Source organism: Pseudomonas sp. NPDC089547 (genome assembly GCF_050280665.1).
GTDB lineage: Bacteria > Pseudomonadota > Gammaproteobacteria > Pseudomonadales > Pseudomonadaceae > Aquipseudomonas.
The window spans coordinates 1-20,973 of record NZ_JBNNVS010000045.1 but is presented as its reverse complement, the minus strand read 5'-3'; the positions used below and the strand labels follow the sequence as shown (position 1 = coordinate 20,973).

Genomic DNA, 20,973 nt, shown 5'->3' with positions numbered 1-20,973 from the left:
ATGAAAGCAAAAACTCTTGCGCAAGCATTGGCTATTGATAGTCAGCTGGGATTGCCGGGCAGTGCTGGGCGTTTGCTCAAACAGATTCGTGATATTGAACATGTGGCCCCCATGTTTCGGGATGCCGGCTTAATTAAGGGGGTCAAGCGGCCAGCTGTCGTCAACCTCACAGTTTCAGGCATTGCGAGTCACTCATGCATTCACCGTGCTCTGGGGGGGTTTATCTACGCATCCGCCGCTGTGCGGACAGATCTCACCATTCAGGACAATAAGGTCGGCACAGCTGGGTCCGATTCAGTATCAGAGTTAGACGACATAGATTTCGAAGCCCAGAGAAAGCGCTTGGACTTGGTTGAGATGAGGCACTGCTATGCCCTTGTCGAGCGACTGTTAAATCAGGGTGGTTCTGCCAACTTGATTTTGATCGACACCCCGTTGTTCATTGACCGGGAAATGGTGCCTCTGAAGGGGAATGCGCGGCACTGGGCCGAGTTTGAAAAGACCAGAGATGTAATTGAGCAATTTTGGCAGAAAAATCGGAAAGCTTTATTTCCATGGAATCCGGAAGGTCCTGTGCTTGTTAGCATTCTGGCTGAGCGATTCTCTGCCATTGTCAGTATCGCTCGTCAGGACTTACGGACTGAAGACGGCCGCAAGCACATTTTGATCAACGATGGTTTTGCGCCGGAATCGGCCGCTATGCTCGAAGGCCTAGAGGCTCGGCTAAGCGGCATTGGTGATACGCGTTTTATCAATGGAATATTGGGAAACTTCACCCGAACTATTGCTTTTCGGATGACTGAAAATCGTTCCCGAATGGAACCTGCTAGTGAAGTAAGCCAAGGCGTTATCGGCTTTCACTTCCGCAGTGCGCGTGCAGGCCAAATAAAGATGGCTCAATTGGCCGGCGAAGAGTCGGACTGGGATTCCGCCTTGTTAGATACCGTGGCATCTCGACTAATGATTCTGGACATGCAAAGCCAGAAAAAATCCATGCCACTACCGCAGCTACTCAGTCGGCAGCAACTCAATATTCTCGAAAAGTTCTCTGCCTACTACCGGCAGGGGCTAAATGAAGCATTGCGGAGTAACGACGTGGAAAGCACGTGGTTATCCGGTCTCGATGAGGGGTTTGAATCATGAAACACAAGGTACTTGGAAAGCTTGTCGGTAACACCGGCGACGCGGCACAGCTCACTATGGTGGTTCAGGATTCCTTTTCCGTTCGTCGTGGAGAGTTTGTCCGCATCATGCATCAGGAGCGCGCGGATGAAAGCGTGGTGCCGGTGCTTGGGCGAGTCACCAGGATTTCCCGAACCAATATGCTGTTTAATGCTGGATTTGGTGATGGAGTAACTGAACTTGAGTTGCTCCCCGGTGCCAGTGTCACAGGCGAGAACCTCTACGCAAATGTCGAACTGGTCGGCTATCGCGATCCAGTTTCTCGCCAGATAAAAATTCCACGCCGCCCGCTAGACCCAGGTGCTGCCGTTGAAACGGTGGACTTCCAATTTCTAAGCGACTTCTACGAGTTCAACGAACACACCAGTTTGCACCTGGGTAACCTGGTTGGCTATGAGCGCGGCGATAACACAGTGCCGGTCTTTCTAGACGTAAACAAACTGGTCACTGAGCATATGGCCGTACTCGCGATGACGGGATCGGGAAAGTCCTACACCGTTGGCCGCATCATTGAACGATTGGTAGCGTTGAACAACGGAACCGTAGTTGTTTTTGATCCGCATGGTGAGTATGGAAAGGCTCTGGCGAAGGGGCAATTGAATTTCTCGGACGATCTAGCGGAGAGCGAAGACGGACGCGATCGTGCGGCACTACCCAAAATTCGCGAAACCTTGGAACGATTGCAGGAAGCCGGAGCAGGCATCCATGTGTACACGCCACAAAATGAATCGTTCAAACACAAGTACGCAGGCAAAAACGTCCAGCTTGCGCTGCAGTTCGATCACTTTGAAATGGATGATGTGGCAGAAATTCTGCCCGGGCTGACCGAACCTCAACAGAGGGTGCTTGATGTTGCGTTGCGCTACTGGCGGACAGCCGACAAGACCGAGCCGAGGGACATCAATCGCCTTCGGCATCTTCTCGGAGATGGTATCGAAGAGTTGCGTGAATGGGATGACCTTTCCGAGGCAGAAGGCAAAGCATTGAATGGACGCAGTGCCGCTGTGACATCGATGAAGCTATCGCGGGTGCTCAACGAAGCGCAAAGCTTTTACTCTGCTGCCATGTCCGCTCCAACCGACATCTACAAAATGGTCGGGCGCCCTTCGAATAAGCAAGGGCGACTCGTTGTGATCGATCTGCAAGGACTGAGTGATACGGCCAAACAGGTAATCTGCGCACTGCTTTCCAGTGAAATCTTGCGTGCAGCCTCCAGCAAAACAGATCCTCTACGCCCTTGTTTCTTGGTTTATGAGGAAGGACATAATTTCGCGCCAGCTGGTGGAAATGCCGTCAGCCATCGAATCATCAAGAAAATTGCCGGCGAAGGTCGCAAGTTCGGTGTTGGTTTCGCCATCGTTAGCCAGCGCCCATCGAAGCTCGATGCTGACGTGACGTCGCAGTGCAATACCTTGATCACCATGCGCCTGAAGAACCCGGATGACCAGCGATTTATTGCAAAAGCATCTGACATGGTAAGTAAGGCCGACCTGGATGAGTTGCCAAACTTATCAACGGGTGAGGCCTTGGTCTGTGGTCGATCTATTCCGGCATCGTTACTAGTTAAAGTTGGTGGCAAGGCACTGATACACGGTGGTGAGTCGCCTGAAGTGCTGCGCGTTTGGGGGAGTTTTGGTGACTGACCTTCCAGCGCAAATTTGTTCCGCAATGTCCACTCTGGAGTTTGTCGATCGCAGCTATCCCATGCTGTCGAGCTGGGGCGTTCGTGACGAGGATGTATTGGTGCACAGCTTGGGCTGCAGTGCCTGGAATGAGCTTGGATCTGAGCTTGGCTATATGGCAGTGGCGGAATGTCCGGTGCCGATGACGCATGGGGCAGACATTCGGGCCGACTCAACCTGGTTTAGTCGAACGCAACGCACACCTGATGTCTTGATTGAGTTTGAACGGTTCGATGGTACCGATCGGGGACAAAAGAAGCTTGACGAGAAGCTTTGTAATTTACTGGAGGCATCGATGAGATGGAGTGATGCCCCCTCTGTGCTAATCCTTTCGGCATGGAACAAAGGAGTTGTCTCCGCGCCAAATAAAGAAGTGTTTGCGCAGCGATGTCGGCAAGGTTTCAAATCGTCGGTTGGTGCGCAGGTGCCTTCACTACGAAATACAGCAGTTCTTTTCAGTCGGTTTATTTTTGAGGTTGAGTGCAGTGGAGCGCTGCTTCTCAAACAAATGCGCTGTGAGAGGTTGTTGTGAATATAAAATCCGCACATTTTCTGCCGGGAACTAATAAGCGCTTAGGGGATAGGTATCTCTTGCTTGAATGCCTCGGTGACGGCAGTCATGGTTGGGTATGGCGGGCGGAGAGGCTATCGGACAGTACCATCGTCGCAGTGAAGATTCCTAAAGATCTGACAAAGGATGATCGTCTGCTGGCCGAAGGGAAAGAGCTACTGACAATAGACCCACATCCCAATATTGTTCGGATTTGCGATATGGGGAGAATTCCACCGGAGAACGAATGGTTCTTCATCGAAATGGAATACTTCCCGAGCCAAAGTCTTGCCCAAAAACTTGAGCAGAGAAGTCAGAATTTCGGAAACACGTTTGAGCGCCTGTTTAATATCTACGCGCAGGTGCTCGACGCTGTTGGTTTTTTGGCGATCTTGCCGACACCTATTTCACACGGCGATATCAAGCCGCACAATATTCTCGTGGGTGCGGGAGATTTGGTGAAGTTGACTGACTTCGGGAGCTCCGCTCTGCCCGAAGAAATTTATGTTCGAACTAGGGAAAACGGCGGCACTGTTCTGTACGCTGCGCCAGAATTTTCCGACAGTGCTTCACGTAAGGGGACTTTTGATGACTTGCTGAGAGGCGACATCTACAGTCTCGGCGTTCTCTTGTACCAACTGCTAACGGGACAGCTCCCTCACGACACACCATCTCAAGTGCGTCGTCATGCGCCATTTAGGCGCCCCAGCGAAGTCAATGCCAACATCGTACCCATGGTTGACACCCTAATCCTTAGGTGCATGGAAAGGGTCCCCTCCGCCCGATATCACGACATTGCTTCGCTTCGCAGTGCTTTTGAGCTGGCGAGGCAGCAACAATTAGACGCGCCTCAGTACTCCATAACGCCATTTCGCGGGCAGGCTTCGGTTGATTGGTCGACGGCAGTTGTCGAGTCTCTGGAGACAAAAGACTACCTAAAGGCGGCAAGAGTTGCGGAAGAGGAATTCGCTCGTACCCACGATTCCGCTGCGTTGCTGCAACAGCTTAATGCCCTCTATCGCGCAAACAGGCTTTTCGAGTTTGAAGAAGTATTCCATCAAGAGTACAAGGGCGTCTTGCATGACGACGATCAAAGGCTGATCCGGTTGCTTGGCATTAAGGCATTCCTGACGCTTCGTAAGACAAGCTTTGCGAAAGATCTCATTCAAGATGCCGAGAGACAGGATGGAGAATCGTTAGAGCTTGATTTTTTACGTGCGACCTTATTTGGCTTGGAGGCTAACTTTTCCGAGGCACGCGAAGCGCTTGAGAGAATCAATAGAAAGTGTCCAAGTAAGCCTCACGTTTTAATCCGCTTGATCCAGGTTTGTGAGCAAGCGCGAGACTACCCTGCCGCGGTAGGGTATTTAAAGCACGCATTGCGCATATCAAATAACTCTGTCGAGTTGGTGGCGAAACGACAGCGTTACCAGGGGCTAGGACTATGGTGAAAATTCGTTAGACATGATGCTGTGTATGCGCTGCTAGGGGGCATAAGTACGCTGGCGTTTTGGTGAGGGGATCGCGGCGACCCACGGGCGACACTTGCAGTGCAAACTCAAATGCACCTCGAACATGGAAGTCCACCGCAGTCCAACGTGGTGCCAAGGCCGGGGCGACCGCCTTTGGTGCCATCCTGAATGTTAATCCTGCCTAGGTCGTTAGGGTGACACGAGGCTAATCGAACAGCAGCGCCTCGGTTAGCCCCTTGTCAGGGTCCGGCTCATTGATGAGATGGGCCATGCCGACTAGACTGCGAGCCAGCTTTTCGTATGCAACCCATTGAGTGTGCAGGTGGTCGAAAACCTGGTTAAACAGCCTTATGGTTTCAACTTCCAGGTAGTCTTCATTGAACGCGAACACCTCATCGAATCGGGCGAGCTCAAACTGTTCGTCTAGCATTTCTTGCTGTTCGAGCAATGAGTCATAACCCTCGCGGCACTCTTCGCGCATTTCGTTGGCGAATTCAATAAAGTCCGCGTCGGTCTCGTCGAAGTGCTCCCGCAGAGAGGTGGGGATGTCGTTCAGGCTGGTAAAACGCTTGCGTCCCCCGTCTCGGCGTATCTCGCCAATCAGAGCATCCAGCTCATCGATATCGCCGTAATCCGACAGCCAGCCGCACAAGGTATTGGCATGCCAGGCTGCGGAGACACACCCGCTGATCTCTTTCATACTGTCCGCCAGAGAAGTACGGCGGAAGAAAGGCAGCAATAGCGCGTGCAAATCGTCGAACGCTTGTTTACGTGCTTGGTAGCGCTTGGCGATGAGGTTGGCTTCTCGGGCTTTCATAGGGCCTCACTGGCATTGGATGGGCGGTCGAAAGGCGCAGGACGTCGACGGCCTGCGAGCTTGTCGAGGCCATAGTGGCGAAATGGAACTGGGCTGTCGAGCGTCGGCTCAGCCGAGCGATTCGTCGAAGTAGTCACTGTCGAGCCTGGGCACTTTGTAAAGCTGCGAGCTGACACCCACCTCGTGGTCGAGCATCAGGTTCACCAGGCGTTTACCGTCGACCAGTACCATTCCCTCGACCGAGCGCGCGAAGTCAACGGCCTGGGCGGTGAAGCCGGAGGTGGTGATGAATACACCGCGTTTGGCTTTCTGCCCGGCCAGGGCGCCGTAAAACGCTTGCAGGTCGGGACGCCCGACGGTGTTCTGCCAGCGTTTGGCCTGCACGTAAACCTTTTCCAGCCCCAGTGCGTCCAGCGAGATCACACCGTCGATGCCGCCGTCGCCACTGCCGCCGACTTGTTGCAGGGCCTGCCGGTTCGCGCCATAGCCCAGGCTGTGCAGCACGTCGAGTACGATGTGCTCGAAGCGCGTCGGGCTGGCTTGCAGCAAATTGTCCAGCAGGTCTCCCGCGACGCTGGTGCGCAGCTCGAGTATGGCTTGGTTTAGGCGCTCCTGCGGGCTGCTAGTGGCGAGGTCGGTCTTGGGAATAGGCTCTGATGTCTCGCTGCTTTCATCCAGCGAGGCGGCGTCCGATGCTGTCTTCAGCTTCACGCTCATGAAGTTCACAGCTAGGTGCTCGACTTGCTTTGGGCTCAACGGGATCGGGTTGGCCTGGGCGAATGCGCGGCCGGTGTCGGTCAGTTGCCAGTAGCCACGCTTGGCGCTGCTGGAGAAGCCAGCGCGCTTTAGCCGATCATGCGCCCAGCCTGATCGATTCTTGTAGGTGGCCTGGCCACTTGTGATGGTCTCCTGCCGCTGCGACTCGCTCAGGCCAAGAGTTATGGCGGCGGCTTCGTGAGCCTCGCTCGCGGTGGAACCGTCAGGGTGTGTGGCGAGAAAACGTAGGATGGGCTCTATGAACTGGTCGTAGGTAGGAACTGACATGGCTCTTTCTATTCCTGATGAGAGGCTTAGTCCAACGTAGCTCAGCGACTGCGCTTTGCCTCAGTGAGCCGAATTGATGATCTCAACGCGCTGTCTACCATATTCATACCCATGACTTTTCTAAGCGACGAGCGAGCAGTCGCAGGGTTAGGAGGTAGTAATACCGCGTTGCGTTGCTGCGTCGGGCGAGGCGCTTTTCGAGGAACCAAATCACATGCTTCCGCTGCCAAGTCCAAGGCGTTTCTCGCTGCCAGCGCTCTGCAATTTCAGCCTGGATGATTTTCGCCTGTCGTACATGGCGTTGTCGAGTTGCGTGCGAGCCCGTCAACACCGCAGACAAGAACAACTCCATGTTGAATGACTTGCTCATGCGCACCCTCCAATGTAGGCAGCGACCACGTCGATCCGCCCGTGCCCCAGCTCATAGCTGATTTGTCGTCGGGCCTCTCGATCAAGGTTCCTGTCTACCTGGCAACATTGGCCGCCATTGATTGGCGCGGGGTATTGGGTTATTTGCTCATAGCGCTCACACGCGTACGCCGCTCGTAGCTCATGGAAGCCTTTAAGGTCGTGGTTATGCAGGATGTCCCGTGCAGGGCGGATGATTTTTTGCAGTACGCTCAGGTAGCTTTCGTGCGGCGCAACCAGGTTGCGGCTACCTGCAGGTGATACCTGCCATGCAAATCCAAGTGCACCTCGTATATGGTCGTCCACCCCAATCCAACGGGGCGCCGAGGCTCCAGCGCGGCCGCCCTTGGTGCCATCCTGAATGTTTATCCTCCCTAGGTCGTTAGCCTCACGGCTTAGCCGTGGCAGGTCAGCCAGGATGGCCTCACGCAAGCGCATGCCGGTGGCTCGTGCCAACAGAACGATCGCCGCAGCTCGTAACTGATGATGGCTACAAAGCACATCGACAATCTGCTTAACCTGTTCGTGGTCTTGGCCCTGCGGCACTGAGTGGCGAATCCCAGTACGCCGCATACCCAACGCCTTGCTCGGACTGCGTAACTTCACGTGCTGATCACCGCGAAGCGCCGCCATGGCCCTGTTAATGCTGGATAAGCGGTTTTGTGCGGTGCTGACAGCAAGGTCACCGCGGCTAACCACGTCGCGCAGATACGCCGCATAGTCGGCCAACACCTTCCGATCAATCTGCCGGGCATCATTGATGCCAGGCCCCTGTTCGGAGCGGCACCATTTCACGAATGCCTGCCACCGATCACAGTGCGCCTTCACCGTGCCGTAGTGACCGCCGCCGAACATGTCTTTCAGCGCCTGCGGACCTGCGTAGCTCAATTGCCTGCCGTAACCAAAATTACGACCATCGCGTCTACCCACCATTGCCATGTCAGTCACCTCATCATCCGATCTCCGATCCTTGCCCCACGTCATCCCGCCAAGAATGCTGAGTGTTATCAGGGATCAAGGCCCCTGCGACCTGTGGGGATGTCCTCTAACGCGGGACTAGCGGCTCCTTACGACCGGGAGCAAGGGCATCTCATGATCTGGCCTCCTGAGCACCGTTACCGGTGGGCGGGTGGAAGCTGCACTGGCTGACGAGACCGGTGCCGCGAGATCCTGAGCCGGGTGAACGCAGCAATGTGATGACCGGGGCACGCCTGACTGTCAGTCAGGAGCAGTCCATTCCCTGGTCTGCGGCACCATCATCTACATGGCTGTTGCTGGTGACATCGGCGTTTGTCACGCCGATTGTCACGAGTGAAGTTGCCGCAAAGCCAAGTGCGATGAGGGCTGCAGCAGTGTTAGAAGCGCCCGTCTCTTTCCAGGAGAAAGAGACGGGCGCAGGTTGGCGCAAGATTCGGCCAAGCGAATAGGTTGCTGCAGGGCAGCAAAGTAGGTGGTGTTGTCTGGCGCACGAGGGCCATGATCTGAAGTAGGCATCCATCACCGGGGAGGTGACCGGGCGAGCTGCCGGATGCGAATCGCCATTTGGGGGAGAACCACCGCGAGAGCGGCGTGACCTTCAAGGCTCGGGCCACCTGGGTTGCTGTCATCGACAGCGCTTGCACGGCCAGTTCTACGCCTGTGGATAAACGCGGTCAAGGTTCGAAATCCAGCGCCACTTTGGACTTTAAAAGCGGTTATCCACCGCTGGAATTCCGTGGTAAATCCTGGACAACGTGGTCGCTTTTAGCTCTTCAAAGTGAGGTCCTTCCAAACAGGGCGGCTTTGCAGCCCTGTTTGGAAGGACCCGTGCTGAGAAGCGGATAAGCGAGGCTGCTTGCCCCGAATCTTTGACGTTCAGTTGTTGCTGCTGCCGTTCTTGCGCCGTACAGAGCTAGCGGATCGGCACCACGTTCTTGTCTCTGACTTGGCCGTACGCTGAGGCGAGCAGGCTGCCGGTGGCGGCTTTCTGGATGTACTCACTCCACCAAGCCATCATCGGGCGCCGGCGCTCGATGATGGCTTGGTTGTAGGCGCTCCGCACCTCATCCTTATCGACGTGCGCCAATGCGACCTCAATGAGTTCCGGGTCCCACCCATGTTCATTCAAGATGGTGCTGGCCATCGAGCGCATGCCATGGCTGACCAGCCGATCTTGGAAGCCCATGCGTTTCAGAGCCATGTTGGCAGTCTGGCTATTCGCGTGGGTACGCGGATTTCTGTCAGCCGGGAAGACGTATTCGCGATGGCCGCTGTGAGTCTTCAGTGACTCCAATAGTGCGACAGCGTGATCACTCAACGGGATGCTGTGTGGACGGCGCTTCTTCATCCGCTCCGGTGGGATAGTCCAGACACGCCTTTCGAAGTCGATGTCTGCCCAGCGAGTAGTCGCCGCCTCGGCGGGGCGAGTCATCGTGTGCAACTGCCATTCGATCAAGCAGCGGGTGGTGCGTTTGATGCTGGCGTTCGCGATCTCCAGCATGAGCTCAGGGAGCTCTTCGGGCGGAAGCGCAGCCATGTTTTCTTTCTTGGGCTTCTTGAATACTGCCCGAATGCCGGTGAGCGGGTTGGCGAAGATCAGGCCGGAGTTTACGCCGTAGGTCATGATCTCGTTTAGCCGCTGGCTAAGACGTTTGACTGTCTCCAGGCTGCCTTTCGCTTCGATTGGACGAAGCAATGCGATCACCATCGGCGCGGTGATCTTCGCGAGTGGTGTCGTCTTCAAATCGGGGAACACGTGCAGCGTGAGCGACCGCCAGATGTCCTCGGCGTAGGCCGGGGTCACCGAGTCTTTCTTGAGCTCGAACCAGGCGGTGGCCACGTTCTCGAAGGTGTGTTCCGTTTCTGCGCGCTTGGCCTCATTCAACGTATTGCGCTGCACTTTCGGATCGATGCCTTGGGCGAGCAACTCGCGGGCTTCGACTGCCTTCTTTCGTGCGTTCGCCAGTGACAGTTCGGGGTAGGTCCCAAAGCCGATGTTGATGCGCTTCTTGGTCACCGGTTCGCGGTAATTGAAATTCCACAACAACGAGCCGTTGCTGCGTACCCGGAGCTGCAAACCGTCACCGTCCGTGAGGACATAATCCTTGGACGCGGGTTTGACTCCTTTGAGCTGTCGATCTGAGAGGCGGAGGTTTTGAGCAGGCATGAGATTCTCCTCAGGCACTGATTCGGTATTCCAAAGATTAGCACCGGGTGAGGTGGAATACCGCCTGGAATACCCGAACGGCTGGAACTCAAAAACTCTCGAAAGACCGCAAAAGCGCTGGAGGCCGCGTATTTACTGGCTTTCAGGCACAAAAAAAGACGTCCGTGGACGTCTTTGATTGATCATTTGGTGGAGCAGGGGGAATCTGAACCCGCGTCCGCGATTTGTTAGCTTCACGGTAGGTTAGAAGGCACGAGATGTGGCAGACGACATCCGCTGCGGGCACCGAATTACCGAAATCAACCTTCGACACGAGGGCCATAGCGAGTTACATAGCCTTTGAGGGCTCAGCTCATTCTCACAATGCGGTAGGAAATTTCCTCTTTTTTGGTAGGCTTCTGTAACCATGAGAGAGGAACTCAAATGCCCGTCGTCATCGTTGAGAACGACACATCGCAATGGGAAGACGAGACAGGCGCTGTCTATCACTTCCCCAAACGCTACAAAACCTGGCTCGTCCAGGGAACGGAAGTGATCTACTACAAAGGGCGTATCAAGGACAAAGCCTTCACTCCCTCGCGCCTTAGCGACGCGCCACATTATTTTGGCAAGGCACGCATCGGCAAGGTTTACGCTGACCCAAAGAGCGGCAAGGGTGATCTATTCGCGTTCATCGAAAATTTCACACCGTTTGAAAGCGCCATCCTGTCAAAAAATGGCGGAGCGTACTTGGAGACTATCCCTGCAAACCGCGCAAAGAACTACTGGCGTGACGGGGTGCGACCCATCTCCCAGACCGATTACGATGCCATCTTGAGCTATGCGAAACTCCAGCCTTCGCAAGCTGAGGCGGTCGTGTTGAATACGGAAGACAATGCTTTCGACCTTGAGTCGTTCAGTGAAGGCAACAAGACAAGCTTCTTCGGAACCCGCTACGAGCGCCGCAAAGATCTGAGGATGAAGGCGATCGCCTTTCACGGCCTTGACTGCAAGGCATGTGGATTTGATTTTGAACAGGCTTACGGTGAGCACGCGAAGGGCTTCATTCACGTTCACCACGTAGTACCCATCTCGAAATTTGGTGGAGAGCAGGCTGTGAACCCTGAGACGGATCTAGTGACCTTGTGCGCCAATTGTCATGCGGTAGTCCACCGCAAGCGCGACGAGACTCTGAGCGTTGATGAACTGAAAGGCATGTTACGTGGGCGATGGGTTAACGATTGTGCGTAGGCACCTAAGCGCACCCTGACGATGTAGTCGAATCAGTTTTTGCAGAGCTTGGTGCCTGTCGTTGACGTCTTTGGGTAGGTCTTTGGTACGAGACTGGGTAAGCGTGCCGCGTAGTCAGATCGCCTTCAAAACCGGGATTGGTATTCTGTCTTGAAGGCATCCAATGAGGGATTGGCAATTCAGCGCATCATGCCAAGCTCGGCATCATCCATCAGCGCCTTGGCCAAGGCGCAGAGGTAGTGCGAAGCCCAGATCAGCTGCGGTTTATCTTCCATCAATCCGTCCAACGTCATATCCCGCGCATAGCCCATCAGTTCCGAAGCCTGCTCGCGGGCGCTCTGGCAAGGAATGCCGGCTTCGATGCGGAAGAGGGGATGGGTCTGGTTTTCACCTTGGTAGAAGGTAGTTTTGCCGACGGTGAATTTGGTTTCTTCTGTAGACATTGTTCAATCTCCCCGAAATCTCTAGGACCTGGGCTGGTGTCGTCGCTAGCAATCCCCCACAGCGGCTGCACAACCGCCAAGTTCTGCGGCGTAGCACTGAGCATTGTGAGGGCCTGGCTTGCCAGGGAAACGCCGAGCCCAGGCGACACAATCAATTAGGCCTCAGTGCGATGTTCTGGGCTCACTGGGCGTCTGTAGCTGAACCAGCGCGGTTTCAAGCAAAACTCGCAGCGTCTCCAGCTCATGCATCGAGGTCATCATCAGGATCGACGCAGGCGATTTGGGCTGCAGAAGCATTGCCTGATGCACGACGGTCGCTGCGCATAGCGCGTAGTCCGTGGCTTGGATCAAAGTGTCTTCAAGGCAGAGAGTCTTGTGGGGTGGATCAGGAACGATCTTCAGCATTTTTTGGTCCTCAATGGAACGACCATCGCTTGCTGTCAAACAAGTGGTGGCAGCCGTGTATGGGTTGACAGACCGGTGAAGACCAAACCGGCGCACACGAGGTGCCCCACACACAGCCGCCATAGGCAAAGCCGCATGTTTGGTCGTCAATCAGCCTGTCAAAGCTAGTCGTTGATATGCAACGACGAACCGAGACTAAAACGCTGAAAAGTCGACCGCAACGAAAATCAGGCGCTGGGAGTATCTTTGGGAAATGCCCTACAAGGAAGCTCTTTTTTCTGATTTCCTCCCGGCGATTTCCGTCAATTTCTGCAGCGTTCGCCGCTCAGCCAACGATCCAAATCTCTCAAAAAGCTAACCACTCACCCATCCCTGTATCCAGCCATGTCCCGATGATGTCAAACGGTCACCATGGACTTCCGCCCCCCAGCCCCCGAAACTGCCCCAATCGCACCCAGACCAAGGCAGGTCATGACTAACCTCAAACGCGCCACCTCCCTCCTGCTCCTGTTGGCCACAGCCTCACTAACCGCCTGTCTACCCTGGAAACGCGAACGCGCCGCTTACGCGGACCTGTGCGATTCCGAATTCCAGTTCAAAGTCCCAGGCCCAAAAGGCGAAACCACCCTCTACCTGGAAACCTACCTCTACGACCACGCCGCCCAATGGGGCGAAAAGCGCTACGAGCAAGGCCTGCACGTGCAATACCCGGGCGAGGAATACCCACGGCCAGAATTCTTCGTGCAGATGATCGCCTACAACAAGGACCGCCAGCGCCCGTCGACCGATTCCAAACGTGGCCAAGCGCCGATCCCGGTGCTCTACGACAGCCGCCAGGCCTACATCACCTTTGAAGACGGCTCGCGCCTGAATGCACGGCCCGAGGTGTACGTAGGCCTTAACGATATCTACGACTTCCCGTCTGTGAATGAGCGGGCTGCCAGGCCATCGCCGTACGATATCAACAGCGATGAAGTGCACCGCCACATTCCCAAGCTCACCAACAACAAACGCTACGGCTCGGCTTATGTAATCTTCCAGACAGACAAGCTGAACGCCGATTCCAAGTGGACCATTCACCTGGGCAGCCTGCAAGTAGAGGGGCGGAAGGTGGAGATTCCGCCGTTGCACCTGTGTTATCACCCGGTGAAGAAGTGGATCGGCATCGAGCCTCTGATGCGGCCGTGATCGCAAGACTTGAAAGGCATCGAGTACCTTTTCAGTTTTACTGCGGCAGCCCGGCCCACCCATCCCGCATGCCCGCGAACACGTTCAAGCTTGGGCATACCAGGTGCACCATGCGGTCCGCCTTGCGGCGGTATTTCAGGTTTTCGTCCTCTGTCCACACGTAGGCTTTGAGCCAGATCGTCACGGAGCCGACCTGGAACCGCAGGGCGCTTTCTTCATCCAGAATCTTCATCGCACGCTTGATCTTTTCATCACGCTCAAACACGGTGGCTACCAGCCCAACGCGGTAATCCAGCCCGCCATCCTGCTGCTGCTTCACCGCGCGGAAGTCGGCATCGGAGAAGCGATAGTAGCCCCCTCGTTCCAGCTCCAGCTCAGTCTTGATCTCATCATCCTGGTAGCTGTACGGGTGGCTGTGATAATCGCCCAGGAACGTGACCTCGGGGAAGAACGTATCGATGAAGCTTTGTTTGATTTCCTGCGGTGCATCACCACAGGAAATCGACCCTTTATCTCGGGTAACCGCGGTGCAAGTGTCGGCCCAAACCACGCGATACATGGTTTGTCCGCCTATGGAGTTTTGGGCGTAACCCCACAGGTGGCCGAACGTTTCCACACGCGCTGCGAAGTCGCCGTTCTCAAGCTGATGCTCGACTTTGTAGGCCTCCAGCGCCGAGGTGACGATACTGAAGAATGCTTGTTCCGATATCGATACTACTGAGTTGACCATGGGTAGCCTGGAGTTGGTTGATCGTGTGGTGGGGTGTGTCTTGGCGCGGCTTTGGTTCGGTGCTGTCATCAACCGTGCGGTTGGCCCGGGACGTTTTGATCATTCGGCAGGTTGCCAAGGAGTATCCGGTCCAAAAGAAAGCGGCGGGCTGCGCGTGAGCCGGCACTGATGCTGCTCGGGTGCTGAATGCGATAGCACTGTATCGAGCCATGCAGGCGGAAGCGCCAAAGCTGCTTTACCGGTATGCCTTGCGCACGGTAGTCACCCAGTTCGCTGCAAACGCTGAGTTCGCCTTTGTGCGGGAAGAATTGCTGCCGTATGTGGGCACTGCTCGCGCCGTTGGCAAACACGATGATGTCAGGACGAAGTAGGGTTATTTGCGCCTTAAGCAGGCACCTGGAGACTTTCGCGAGGTAGTCGAAATGTTGCCAGCGCATGGGTGACCCTTTCTGCCATGCGAAGCTGAAGAGGTTGGCCCAAGCGATACCTATGGGTTGATCGGCTCGGTGGAGTTCGCGGAGAAAGTTGAAGAAGCTGGCCCCTCGGTCGGCTTTGTGCTGGATGTACTTTGCCAAGTGGCGTTGCTGGATTGCCATGGCGCGCTGGATGTACTCGTCCAGATCAATGAAGGGTTTGTCGGCGGTCACGACATCCCAACGACGCGTTTCTCGCCCCACAACCATGATACGTTTTGCCGCCTGCTCAAATTCCGGCGAGGTACCGGGAAGAAACAAGCCTGAAAGGTGCTTGAAATCGGCTTCGTGCTCGCGGCTGCGGTCCAGCCAGTGCAGCGGTAGGTCTGATAACGTTTGGCGGTATGCGCTTACCAATTGTTGCTGTTTGCTTTCCATTGCATATTTTTCCAGCGCTGCACTGTCGGTTAGATGTTGTCGGTGCGGCAGGTTTGCAAATTGGCGGGGTAGTGTCAATTTGATGTCTCGCCATGAAAGTGGAACGTGCCCATCATGGCTAGCGAAGCCTTTACCCCTCTCCAACGCTGCGCAGGTAAGCGTCGACTATCGGCACAGGAGGCGACGTTAATCTTGGCTGACGTCGGATGGCCCCTCGCAGCGCATCTAGCAGGCCGGACCCTGAATTAATGTCGAGATCGATAGTGTCAAAGTGATATCACTTTGTATATAGTTGCGCCCGGCCGATGACCGGCCTTGCCAACGACGGCGCAATGGAGCACTGCTGATGATGGTTCGGAAGTTGATTGGGGCGGCGGTAACTGCAGCAATGGTGGGTATTCAGGGATGTGCGAGCATTGTTGGGGAGTCGCGATATCCGGTAGCGGTATCAAGTGCGCCGCCTGGTGCGTCATTTGAAATCACCGACAAGAACGGTACCGTCGTACACACTGGCAATACCCCAAGTACCGTAACCCTGAAGTCGGGGAAAGGCTACTTCTCGGGCCAGACCTACACCCTGCGGTTCAAAAAGGAAGGCTATCCAGACAAGACCGTGGAACTGGATTCGAGCCTTAGCGGTTGGTACTGGGGCAATATCCTGATCGGCGGCATTATCGGCATGCTCATTGTCGACCCACTGACCGGCGCCATGTACAAACTGCCGGAGTTTGCTTCTGCGGATATGGGCAAGCCGTTGGCCGATGCTGGCGAGCAGCCCCTGAAAGTGGGTGTTATCGACGACTTGACCGCTGCTCAACGCGAGCGCCTTGTTCCGGTTAACTGACCAGCTGCATTCATAGCGATGCCTCCCCAGCCTTTTGCCTGGTGCCGACAGCAAATCGGCCTTGCAGAAGAGGGGAGTTGCAGTCAGTGAACTTGCCCCGACCACTTGCGCTGCGTAGCCAACGCCAACAACTCCCGCTGCCCAGAAACCCCCAACTTCCGATACAGCCGCTTGATATACGTAGCCGCACTCGAAAGCTGAATGCCCATGCTCACGCTAATCCCCTCCACCTCACACCCAGCCAGCATCAATTGCAGCAGTTGCTGGTCACGCCGGGTCAGTTCCGGGTACAGGCTGACCACCCGTTCACTCAGCAGTGCGGGCATTTCATTGGCTTCGAGATAGGCCCGGTAATGCAGGCGCGAGATTTGTACGATCAGCGGGGCAACTGTTTCGATGACGTTGATCTCGTTAGCTGAGAAGCGGCCATGTTCACGCCCCCGGTAGAAATTCACCGACAGCCAGCGGTTGCCCTCGCACTGGGCCAGCAGTGCAACGCGTTCGGAGATTTGCGGCAGCTCGTAGCAGATGCGTCGGTAGTCGCGGTGGGTGATGTCTTCGATGCCTTGGCGTTGCACCATGATGCGGCCGGTGGTGGATGGGGCAGGGCGTGTGGTCATCGCCTGTTGGTTGCCGTCCATGCTGTAGAAACGTTCAGCGTAGTTGCTGGAGATTCTGGGCAGCTCGAGCATGCGGGCGCGGTCGGCGAAGGAGATGACTTGCGGGCTGCGGTTGGGGCTGTAGGCGAAGAGGGTGCATTGGGCCAGCGGCACTTGGGCGCTGACCAGTTTCAGCATGTCGGCGGCCAGCAGCTTGCCGTGGCTTTCGGTGGTGCGGGAGAGCAGGGTGGCGGTTTGCTCGATGCTCAGGCGCACGTCGGTGGTGGAGGGGCGTAATGGCCAGAATTCCATACGGTTACTCCCGGGGGCAAGGCAGGGTTTATTGTTGTTGGCGGCCGCTGGGGCTGGGCTTTTGGGCAGGATAACCAATTTGGGGGTGGCTGGCTTGCATCCGCAGTGGATGGCACCGGCTTTGCCGGTGTTCGCGGGTGAACCCGCTCCCACAGGTGGACTGTGCAGGCTTCAGGTTTGCGGTGGACTTGTAAGGGCGGCCACGGTTGTGAACACCGGCGCAGCCGGTGCCATGCACCGAGTCGCCTGCTTCGCGGGCATGCCCGCTCCCACAGGGGGACTGTGCAGGCTTCGGGTTTGCGGTGTGATTGTGAGGGCGGCTACTGCTGTGTACACCGGCGCAGCCGGTACCATGTACCGAGTCGCCTGCTTCGCGGGCATGCCCGCTCCCACATGGAATTGCGGCGCTCTGACGGCTGGCTGTGGCTCGGTCGTTCAGAGTACCCTTGGCGCTCTCACCGCCTTGTGCAAGGACCAAACAGATGACGCTACCACCGGATGGGCTACCGATTTACCGGGTGCTGACGGGCCCCGATGATGCTTCCTTTTGCCATCGTGTCAGTGAAGCCTTGAAGCTAGGGTACCAACTCCATGGCGGGCCTGCGCTCACGTTCAATGGCAAGGATGTGATCGTGGCGCAGGCTGTTACCTGGCCTGGGGCGCAGGTAGCTTCGTCTTGATGCAGGGCTGCTCAACTGCCTGCATTGCATCAAGCGCAAATCGCGCGCAAAAGAAAGCCCGCCGAAGCGGGCAAGGTCTATCACGTAGGGATGGTTGAAGCGTGCCTGAGCGCATGTGAAAACTACGTGAAGAATCCGTCGCCATAACGTCACGCGCTTCGAGTGAACCCAGGCCATGCCGGCCTGGTCGCATGTTCACCTTCACAGCAAAAAGGAAGTTGGCGATGAAAGCGATGACTCAACTGTTCACCGGCCTGGCATTGGCGGGCGCCTTGGGCGCTTCTTGCGCATGGGCAGACACGCCCGGTGCAGACTGGAAAGTCAACAAGGACCAGGCTAAGGCCACGCTGAAAGGCGCAGGCTACACGCAGATCACCAAGATCGAAGCCGACGATGGCCATTGGGAAGGCGAGGGCATCAAGGCGGATGGCAAACAGTATGAGTTCCAGGTCGACCCACACGACGGCAAAATCATCAAGGACGAGCTGGATAACTGATCGGCGCGCACTTGCTTGCTGAACGGCCCGCGCCCTTTGCGCGGGCCTTTTGCGTTTGCACCCAGGCTCAGCCGTCGGACTGTTCTTCCGGCGGCACCTGGCCTTCCGGCCAATCAGGCGCTTGCGGCTCGGGCTCGGGTTTGGGTACCGGTTCGCCAGGGTTGTGTGGTATCTCGTCAACGTAGGGGTCGGGGTGGTTGGGGTCGATCATGGTCTGGCTCCTCGCAAATGGGCTCCAAAACGTTAGGCCGTGCGACCGGATTAGCTGTTCAATTCGGTTTCTGTCGCCCGTAAGACTATGATCTGGAGCAAGCGACAGAGGTGAGTCATGGATAACGAAGGGTATGACCCGTTGTGCCCGCAGCCGGCAGCAGGTATGGGGTCTGCGAACGAGGCCGTCACGGAGCATTCGTCCGAACAACTGCGCCTGGTTCTGGAAGCCGCTGCGGTCGTGGGTACGTGGGTCTGGGACATTCCGAACGACCTGGTAACGGCAGACGAACGCTTCTCCCGGTCGTTCGGCATTCCTGCTCAAAAGTGTGAAGCGGGCATTCCAATCGCCGAAGCCTTTACCTCGATCTACCCGGATGACCGTGAGCGTGTTTCCCGGGAAATCCATGAGGCGATGTCGCGAGGCGGTACGTTCCGTTGTGAATACCGCGTTCGTAACGAAGCCGGCCTCTACCACTGGATCGAGGCCAACGGGCACGCAGAGCTGGACGCCGAGGGGCAGGCCATACGCTTCCCTGGCGTGCTCATGGACATCGAGTCGCGAAGGGCGGCCGAGGCTGAGCGCGATCGCGTCTCGGCGCTGCTGCGAACCTTTACTGCCGCAGTACCTGGGGTTGTGTATGCGAAAGACCTTGAAGGCAGGATGCTCATTGCCAACCACGGTGCGACGCAACTGATCGGCAAACCGCCGGAGTTCTACCTGGGCAAGACCGACCTCGAATTCCTCGAAGACAAGGCCCAGGCACGCCAGGTGATGCAGACCGACCAGCAGATCATGCGTGGCGGCAAGGCTGTGCAGATCGAAGAGCGGGTCGACATGCCGGACGGCTCTGCAACCACATGGCTGTCCGTCAAGGCACCCTTGCTCGATGAGGCGGGAGCAGTCATAGGGCTGATTGGTTCCTCTATAGACGTTACTGCAAGAAAGCAGGCCGAAGCCGCGCTGTTGAACCTGAACCGCACGCTGGAAGCACGCATCAGCGAAGCCGTGGCCCAGCGCCAGGCCGCACAGGATGCGCTACGCCAATCGCAGAAAATGGAAGCGATAGGCCAGCTTACCGGTGGCATCGCACACGACTTCAACAACCTGCTGGCAGGCATCACCGGCAGCCTGGACCTGGCCAGGCTGCGAGGCAAGCAAGGGCGGTTGGCGGATGTGGAGCGTTATATCGAGGTGGCGCACCAGGCGGCGCACAAGGCTGCGGCCCTTACGCATCGCTTGCTGGCGTTCTCGCGCCGGCAACCTTTGCAGCCTGCCCGTACCGACGTCAATGGCTTGATTGGTGGCCTGGAGGACCTTGTGCGGCGCACCGTCGGCCCGATGATTCAGCTGAAAGTCGATTTGAAAGCGCAGCTTTCTACCTGCCTGGTAGACCCGGTTCAGGTCGAGAACTCGCTGCTGAACCTCTGCATCAATGCACGCGATGCCATTGGCAAGCGTGCTGGCAAGATCACCATCACCACTGCAAATGAGGCCCTTGAGGCAGGCCCGGGCCTGGACGCCGAGCTTCAGCCGGGTTCGTACCTGGCCATCAGTGTGGCGGACAATGGCATGGGGATGTCGGCCGATACACTGTCGAAAGCGTGCGAGCCGTTCTTCACTACCAAAGCGATGGGCGAAGGCACAGGGCTGGGCTTGTCGATGGTGTATGGCTTTGCCAAGCAGTCGGGCGGGCAAGTCAGGATTTGTTCAGAAGAAGGGGTAGGGACGCGGGTACAGCTTTATCTGCCAGCCAGCCAGGGGCTGCCTGAATGCACCGGCGCGGCAGAGATGCCGCCTGAGTTTTCACCCAATTGGGCTGACCGCACTGTGCTGATTGTGGATGACGAGTCTTCTGTGCGTTTGTTTGTGAGTGAGGTGCTCAGTGGTTTGGGGTGCACGGTTATCGAGGCCGCTGATAGCCAGGCCGGCCTGCAACTGCTGGCCTCTGACGCACGCATCGATTTGCTGGTAACGGACATTGGCCTGCCGGGAGGGCTTGATGGTCGGGAGATGGCAACCTTCGGCCGAAAAACGCGTGAAGGGTTACCGGTCATTTTCATGACCGGGTACGCAAGCCCTTCAGTGTTTGACGATGAGGTCTTGCGCACTTCGTCGGCCGTGTTGATCAAGCCATTCGCGATGGAAGACCTGGTTGCCAACGTTCAGGCGATGTTCGGCTAACCCGACCTGACTGTTTTTCAGATTTTTCGAACCATGACGTTTGAGGGTGCTCTATGCAGAAGGACTAATACTTAGGTACTGCGGGAGAGAAGCAACCATGCAGCGACGCTTTGTTGTGGTTCCGGCGCTTCCCATCGACAAAGAAATCTTCCCACGTCGTATTGGCATCCTTTGCGCCAGTGGTTCTGGCTTTGACCTGTACGACACGCATGACAAGACCCGGTTGGTGCTCAACATTTCGACGCGCGCCGAGGCGGAGTGCGAATGCGCCTATCGCAACCACCTGCATGGCCCGGCGCTCGAATCAAGCTAGATGACTGCTCGGCAGCGGCTGCCTGAGGTAGCGATGGGGCGGGCTGCATGCCTGCGGCCCAGGTGAGAGCAACTGTCTTATTCAATATTTCCAAGCTCGCGCAATCTCTGTGGGAGCGGGCGAGCCCGCGAACACCGGCAAAGCCGGTGCCATCCACTGCGTTGCCTGTTTCGCGGGCTCGCCAGA

Annotated in this window: 22 protein-coding genes; 11 read left to right on the top strand and 11 right to left on the bottom strand. The window is 56.5% G+C overall.

Annotated elements, in window-relative coordinates:
• Genes ACQKPZ_RS23130 through ACQKPZ_RS23115 form a run of 4 tightly spaced genes read left to right on the top strand, consistent with a single transcriptional unit; the run spans position 1 to position 4,865 of the window.
• Entirely contained in the window at positions 1-1,143 is a 1,143-nt protein-coding gene (locus ACQKPZ_RS23130; protein WP_427542637.1) for a hypothetical protein, read from the top strand.
• Complete coding sequence (locus ACQKPZ_RS23125) at positions 1,140-2,825, top strand: ATP-binding protein (protein ID WP_427542634.1); 1,686 nt, start codon at positions 1,140-1,142, stop codon at positions 2,823-2,825. The genes ACQKPZ_RS23130 and ACQKPZ_RS23125 overlap by 4 nt, the downstream gene beginning before the upstream one ends.
• Positions 2,818-3,396: a hypothetical protein gene (locus ACQKPZ_RS23120; protein WP_427542631.1), complete on the top strand. Its 579-nt coding sequence runs from the start codon at positions 2,818-2,820 to the stop codon at positions 3,394-3,396. Before ACQKPZ_RS23125 ends, ACQKPZ_RS23120 begins: the two co-directional genes overlap by 8 nt.
• 59 nt (positions 3,397-3,455) lie before the next feature.
• Entirely contained in the window at positions 3,456-4,865 is a 1,410-nt protein-coding gene (locus ACQKPZ_RS23115; protein ID WP_427542628.1) for a protein kinase domain-containing protein, read from the top strand.
• 226 nt (positions 4,866-5,091) lie between these two features.
• Here the strand turns inward: ACQKPZ_RS23115 and ACQKPZ_RS23110 are convergent, their stop codons facing one another.
• The 5 genes from ACQKPZ_RS23110 to ACQKPZ_RS23090 all read right to left on the bottom strand — a co-directional run bounded on the left by ACQKPZ_RS23110 (position 5,092) and on the right by ACQKPZ_RS23090 (position 10,300).
• A complete protein-coding gene (locus ACQKPZ_RS23110; RefSeq protein WP_427542625.1) occupies positions 5,092-5,703 on the bottom strand; it encodes a hypothetical protein in 612 nt (203 codons plus the stop codon).
• A gap of 108 nt (positions 5,704-5,811) precedes the next feature.
• The gene (locus ACQKPZ_RS23105) at positions 5,812-6,747 is read right to left on the bottom strand and encodes a restriction endonuclease (protein WP_427542622.1); all 936 of its coding nucleotides are present in this window, start codon (positions 6,745-6,747) and stop codon (positions 5,812-5,814) included.
• 103 nt (positions 6,748-6,850) lie between these two features.
• Entirely contained in the window at positions 6,851-7,117 is a 267-nt protein-coding gene (locus ACQKPZ_RS23100) for a hypothetical protein (RefSeq protein WP_427542619.1), read from the bottom strand.
• Positions 7,114-8,094, bottom strand: a complete 981-nt coding sequence (locus tag ACQKPZ_RS23095) for an integrase domain-containing protein (RefSeq protein ID WP_427542616.1) — start codon at positions 8,092-8,094, stop codon at positions 7,114-7,116. The genes ACQKPZ_RS23100 and ACQKPZ_RS23095 overlap by 4 nt, the downstream gene beginning before the upstream one ends.
• Before the next feature lie 952 nt (positions 8,095-9,046).
• A complete protein-coding gene (locus ACQKPZ_RS23090) occupies positions 9,047-10,300 on the bottom strand; it encodes an integrase domain-containing protein (protein ID WP_427542613.1) in 1,254 nt (417 codons plus the stop codon).
• A 423-nt stretch (positions 10,301-10,723) separates the two neighbouring features.
• On the opposite strand from ACQKPZ_RS23090, the gene ACQKPZ_RS23085 reads away from it, so the two are divergent.
• Positions 10,724-11,530 carry an HNH endonuclease gene (locus tag ACQKPZ_RS23085; RefSeq protein ID WP_427542610.1) on the top strand — a complete coding sequence of 269 codons (807 nt, stop codon included), beginning with the start codon at positions 10,724-10,726 and terminating at the stop codon, positions 11,528-11,530.
• A 179-nt stretch (positions 11,531-11,709) separates the two neighbouring features.
• Here the strand turns inward: ACQKPZ_RS23085 and ACQKPZ_RS23080 are convergent, their stop codons facing one another.
• Together ACQKPZ_RS23080 and ACQKPZ_RS23075 are read right to left on the bottom strand one after the other, a co-directional pair.
• Positions 11,710-11,973, bottom strand: a complete 264-nt coding sequence (locus ACQKPZ_RS23080; protein WP_003250694.1) for a DUF3077 domain-containing protein — start codon at positions 11,971-11,973, stop codon at positions 11,710-11,712.
• A gap of 162 nt (positions 11,974-12,135) precedes the next feature.
• Complete coding sequence (locus tag ACQKPZ_RS23075) at positions 12,136-12,378, bottom strand: hypothetical protein (RefSeq protein ID WP_427542607.1); 243 nt, start codon at positions 12,376-12,378, stop codon at positions 12,136-12,138.
• Positions 12,379-12,849: 471 nt separating this feature from the next.
• On the opposite strand from ACQKPZ_RS23075, the gene ACQKPZ_RS23070 reads away from it, so the two are divergent.
• Positions 12,850-13,566, top strand: a complete 717-nt coding sequence (locus tag ACQKPZ_RS23070; RefSeq protein WP_427542604.1) for a hypothetical protein — start codon at positions 12,850-12,852, stop codon at positions 13,564-13,566.
• A gap of 37 nt (positions 13,567-13,603) precedes the next feature.
• On the opposite strand, the gene ACQKPZ_RS23065 is transcribed toward ACQKPZ_RS23070, so the two are convergent.
• Together ACQKPZ_RS23065 and ACQKPZ_RS23060 are read right to left on the bottom strand one after the other, a co-directional pair.
• Entirely contained in the window at positions 13,604-14,365 is a 762-nt protein-coding gene (locus tag ACQKPZ_RS23065; protein WP_427542601.1) for a hypothetical protein, read from the bottom strand.
• Complete coding sequence (locus ACQKPZ_RS23060) at positions 14,365-15,147, bottom strand: hypothetical protein (RefSeq protein WP_427542598.1); 783 nt, start codon at positions 15,145-15,147, stop codon at positions 14,365-14,367. The genes ACQKPZ_RS23065 and ACQKPZ_RS23060 overlap by 1 nt, the downstream gene beginning before the upstream one ends.
• 346 nt (positions 15,148-15,493) lie before the next feature.
• Between ACQKPZ_RS23060 and ACQKPZ_RS23055 the strand changes: the two genes are divergently transcribed.
• The gene (locus ACQKPZ_RS23055) at positions 15,494-15,991 is read left to right on the top strand and encodes a hypothetical protein (protein ID WP_403199087.1); all 498 of its coding nucleotides are present in this window, start codon (positions 15,494-15,496) and stop codon (positions 15,989-15,991) included.
• Positions 15,992-16,074: 83 nt separating this feature from the next.
• Here ACQKPZ_RS23055 and ACQKPZ_RS23050 read toward each other — a convergent pair whose 3' ends face one another.
• Positions 16,075-16,902, bottom strand: a complete 828-nt coding sequence (locus ACQKPZ_RS23050; protein ID WP_427542595.1) for a helix-turn-helix transcriptional regulator — start codon at positions 16,900-16,902, stop codon at positions 16,075-16,077.
• A 482-nt stretch (positions 16,903-17,384) separates the two neighbouring features.
• Here ACQKPZ_RS23050 and ACQKPZ_RS23045 point away from each other — a divergent pair, with 482 nt between their 5' ends.
• Together ACQKPZ_RS23045 and ACQKPZ_RS23040 are read left to right on the top strand one after the other, a co-directional pair.
• Complete coding sequence (locus ACQKPZ_RS23045; RefSeq protein ID WP_403199093.1) at positions 17,385-17,582, top strand: DUF1737 domain-containing protein; 198 nt, start codon at positions 17,385-17,387, stop codon at positions 17,580-17,582.
• Between the two features lie 224 nt (positions 17,583-17,806).
• A complete protein-coding gene (locus ACQKPZ_RS23040; RefSeq protein ID WP_427542592.1) occupies positions 17,807-18,079 on the top strand; it encodes a PepSY domain-containing protein in 273 nt (90 codons plus the stop codon).
• 67 nt (positions 18,080-18,146) lie between these two features.
• Here the strand turns inward: ACQKPZ_RS23040 and ACQKPZ_RS23035 are convergent, their stop codons facing one another.
• Positions 18,147-18,290, bottom strand: a complete 144-nt coding sequence (locus ACQKPZ_RS23035) for a hypothetical protein (protein ID WP_427542589.1) — start codon at positions 18,288-18,290, stop codon at positions 18,147-18,149.
• Between the two features lie 117 nt (positions 18,291-18,407).
• Here ACQKPZ_RS23035 and ACQKPZ_RS23030 point away from each other — a divergent pair, with 117 nt between their 5' ends.
• Entirely contained in the window at positions 18,408-20,474 is a 2,067-nt protein-coding gene (locus tag ACQKPZ_RS23030) for a PAS domain-containing protein (RefSeq protein ID WP_427542586.1), read from the top strand.
• A 97-nt stretch (positions 20,475-20,571) separates the two neighbouring features.
• Positions 20,572-20,787, top strand: a complete 216-nt coding sequence (locus tag ACQKPZ_RS23025; RefSeq protein ID WP_403199103.1) for a hypothetical protein — start codon at positions 20,572-20,574, stop codon at positions 20,785-20,787.
• The last annotated feature ends 186 nt before the right edge of the window (positions 20,788-20,973 follow it).

Excerpts from the sequence above, each read along its gene's own strand:
- ACQKPZ_RS23130 (WP_427542637.1), top strand. The coding sequence starts at position 1 with ATGAAAGCAAAAACTCTTGCGCAAGCATTGGCTATTGATAGTCAGCTG.
- ACQKPZ_RS23125 (WP_427542634.1), top strand. The coding sequence starts at position 1,140 with ATGAAACACAAGGTACTTGGAAAGCTTGTCGGTAACACCGGCGACGCG.
- ACQKPZ_RS23110 (WP_427542625.1), bottom strand. The coding sequence starts at position 5,703 with ATGAAAGCCCGAGAAGCCAACCTCATCGCCAAGCGCTACCAAGCACGT.
- ACQKPZ_RS23105 (WP_427542622.1), bottom strand. The coding sequence starts at position 6,747 with ATGTCAGTTCCTACCTACGACCAGTTCATAGAGCCCATCCTACGTTTT.
- ACQKPZ_RS23100 (WP_427542619.1), bottom strand. The coding sequence starts at position 7,117 with ATGAGCAAGTCATTCAACATGGAGTTGTTCTTGTCTGCGGTGTTGACG.
- ACQKPZ_RS23095 (WP_427542616.1), bottom strand. The coding sequence starts at position 8,094 with ATGGCAATGGTGGGTAGACGCGATGGTCGTAATTTTGGTTACGGCAGG.
- ACQKPZ_RS23090 (WP_427542613.1), bottom strand. The coding sequence starts at position 10,300 with ATGCCTGCTCAAAACCTCCGCCTCTCAGATCGACAGCTCAAAGGAGTC.
- ACQKPZ_RS23085 (WP_427542610.1), top strand. The coding sequence starts at position 10,724 with ATGCCCGTCGTCATCGTTGAGAACGACACATCGCAATGGGAAGACGAG.
- ACQKPZ_RS23080 (WP_003250694.1), bottom strand. The coding sequence starts at position 11,973 with ATGTCTACAGAAGAAACCAAATTCACCGTCGGCAAAACTACCTTCTAC.
- ACQKPZ_RS23075 (WP_427542607.1), bottom strand. The coding sequence starts at position 12,378 with ATGCTGAAGATCGTTCCTGATCCACCCCACAAGACTCTCTGCCTTGAA.
- ACQKPZ_RS23070 (WP_427542604.1), top strand. The coding sequence starts at position 12,850 with ATGACTAACCTCAAACGCGCCACCTCCCTCCTGCTCCTGTTGGCCACA.
- ACQKPZ_RS23065 (WP_427542601.1), bottom strand. The coding sequence starts at position 14,365 with ATGACAGCACCGAACCAAAGCCGCGCCAAGACACACCCCACCACACGA.
- ACQKPZ_RS23060 (WP_427542598.1), bottom strand. The coding sequence starts at position 15,147 with ATGGAAAGCAAACAGCAACAATTGGTAAGCGCATACCGCCAAACGTTA.
- ACQKPZ_RS23055 (WP_403199087.1), top strand. The coding sequence starts at position 15,494 with ATGATGGTTCGGAAGTTGATTGGGGCGGCGGTAACTGCAGCAATGGTG.
- ACQKPZ_RS23050 (WP_427542595.1), bottom strand. The coding sequence starts at position 16,902 with ATGGAATTCTGGCCATTACGCCCCTCCACCACCGACGTGCGCCTGAGC.
- ACQKPZ_RS23045 (WP_403199093.1), top strand. The coding sequence starts at position 17,385 with ATGACGCTACCACCGGATGGGCTACCGATTTACCGGGTGCTGACGGGC.
- ACQKPZ_RS23040 (WP_427542592.1), top strand. The coding sequence starts at position 17,807 with ATGAAAGCGATGACTCAACTGTTCACCGGCCTGGCATTGGCGGGCGCC.
- ACQKPZ_RS23035 (WP_427542589.1), bottom strand. The coding sequence starts at position 18,290 with ATGATCGACCCCAACCACCCCGACCCCTACGTTGACGAGATACCACAC.
- ACQKPZ_RS23030 (WP_427542586.1), top strand. The coding sequence starts at position 18,408 with ATGGATAACGAAGGGTATGACCCGTTGTGCCCGCAGCCGGCAGCAGGT.
- ACQKPZ_RS23025 (WP_403199103.1), top strand. The coding sequence starts at position 20,572 with ATGCAGCGACGCTTTGTTGTGGTTCCGGCGCTTCCCATCGACAAAGAA.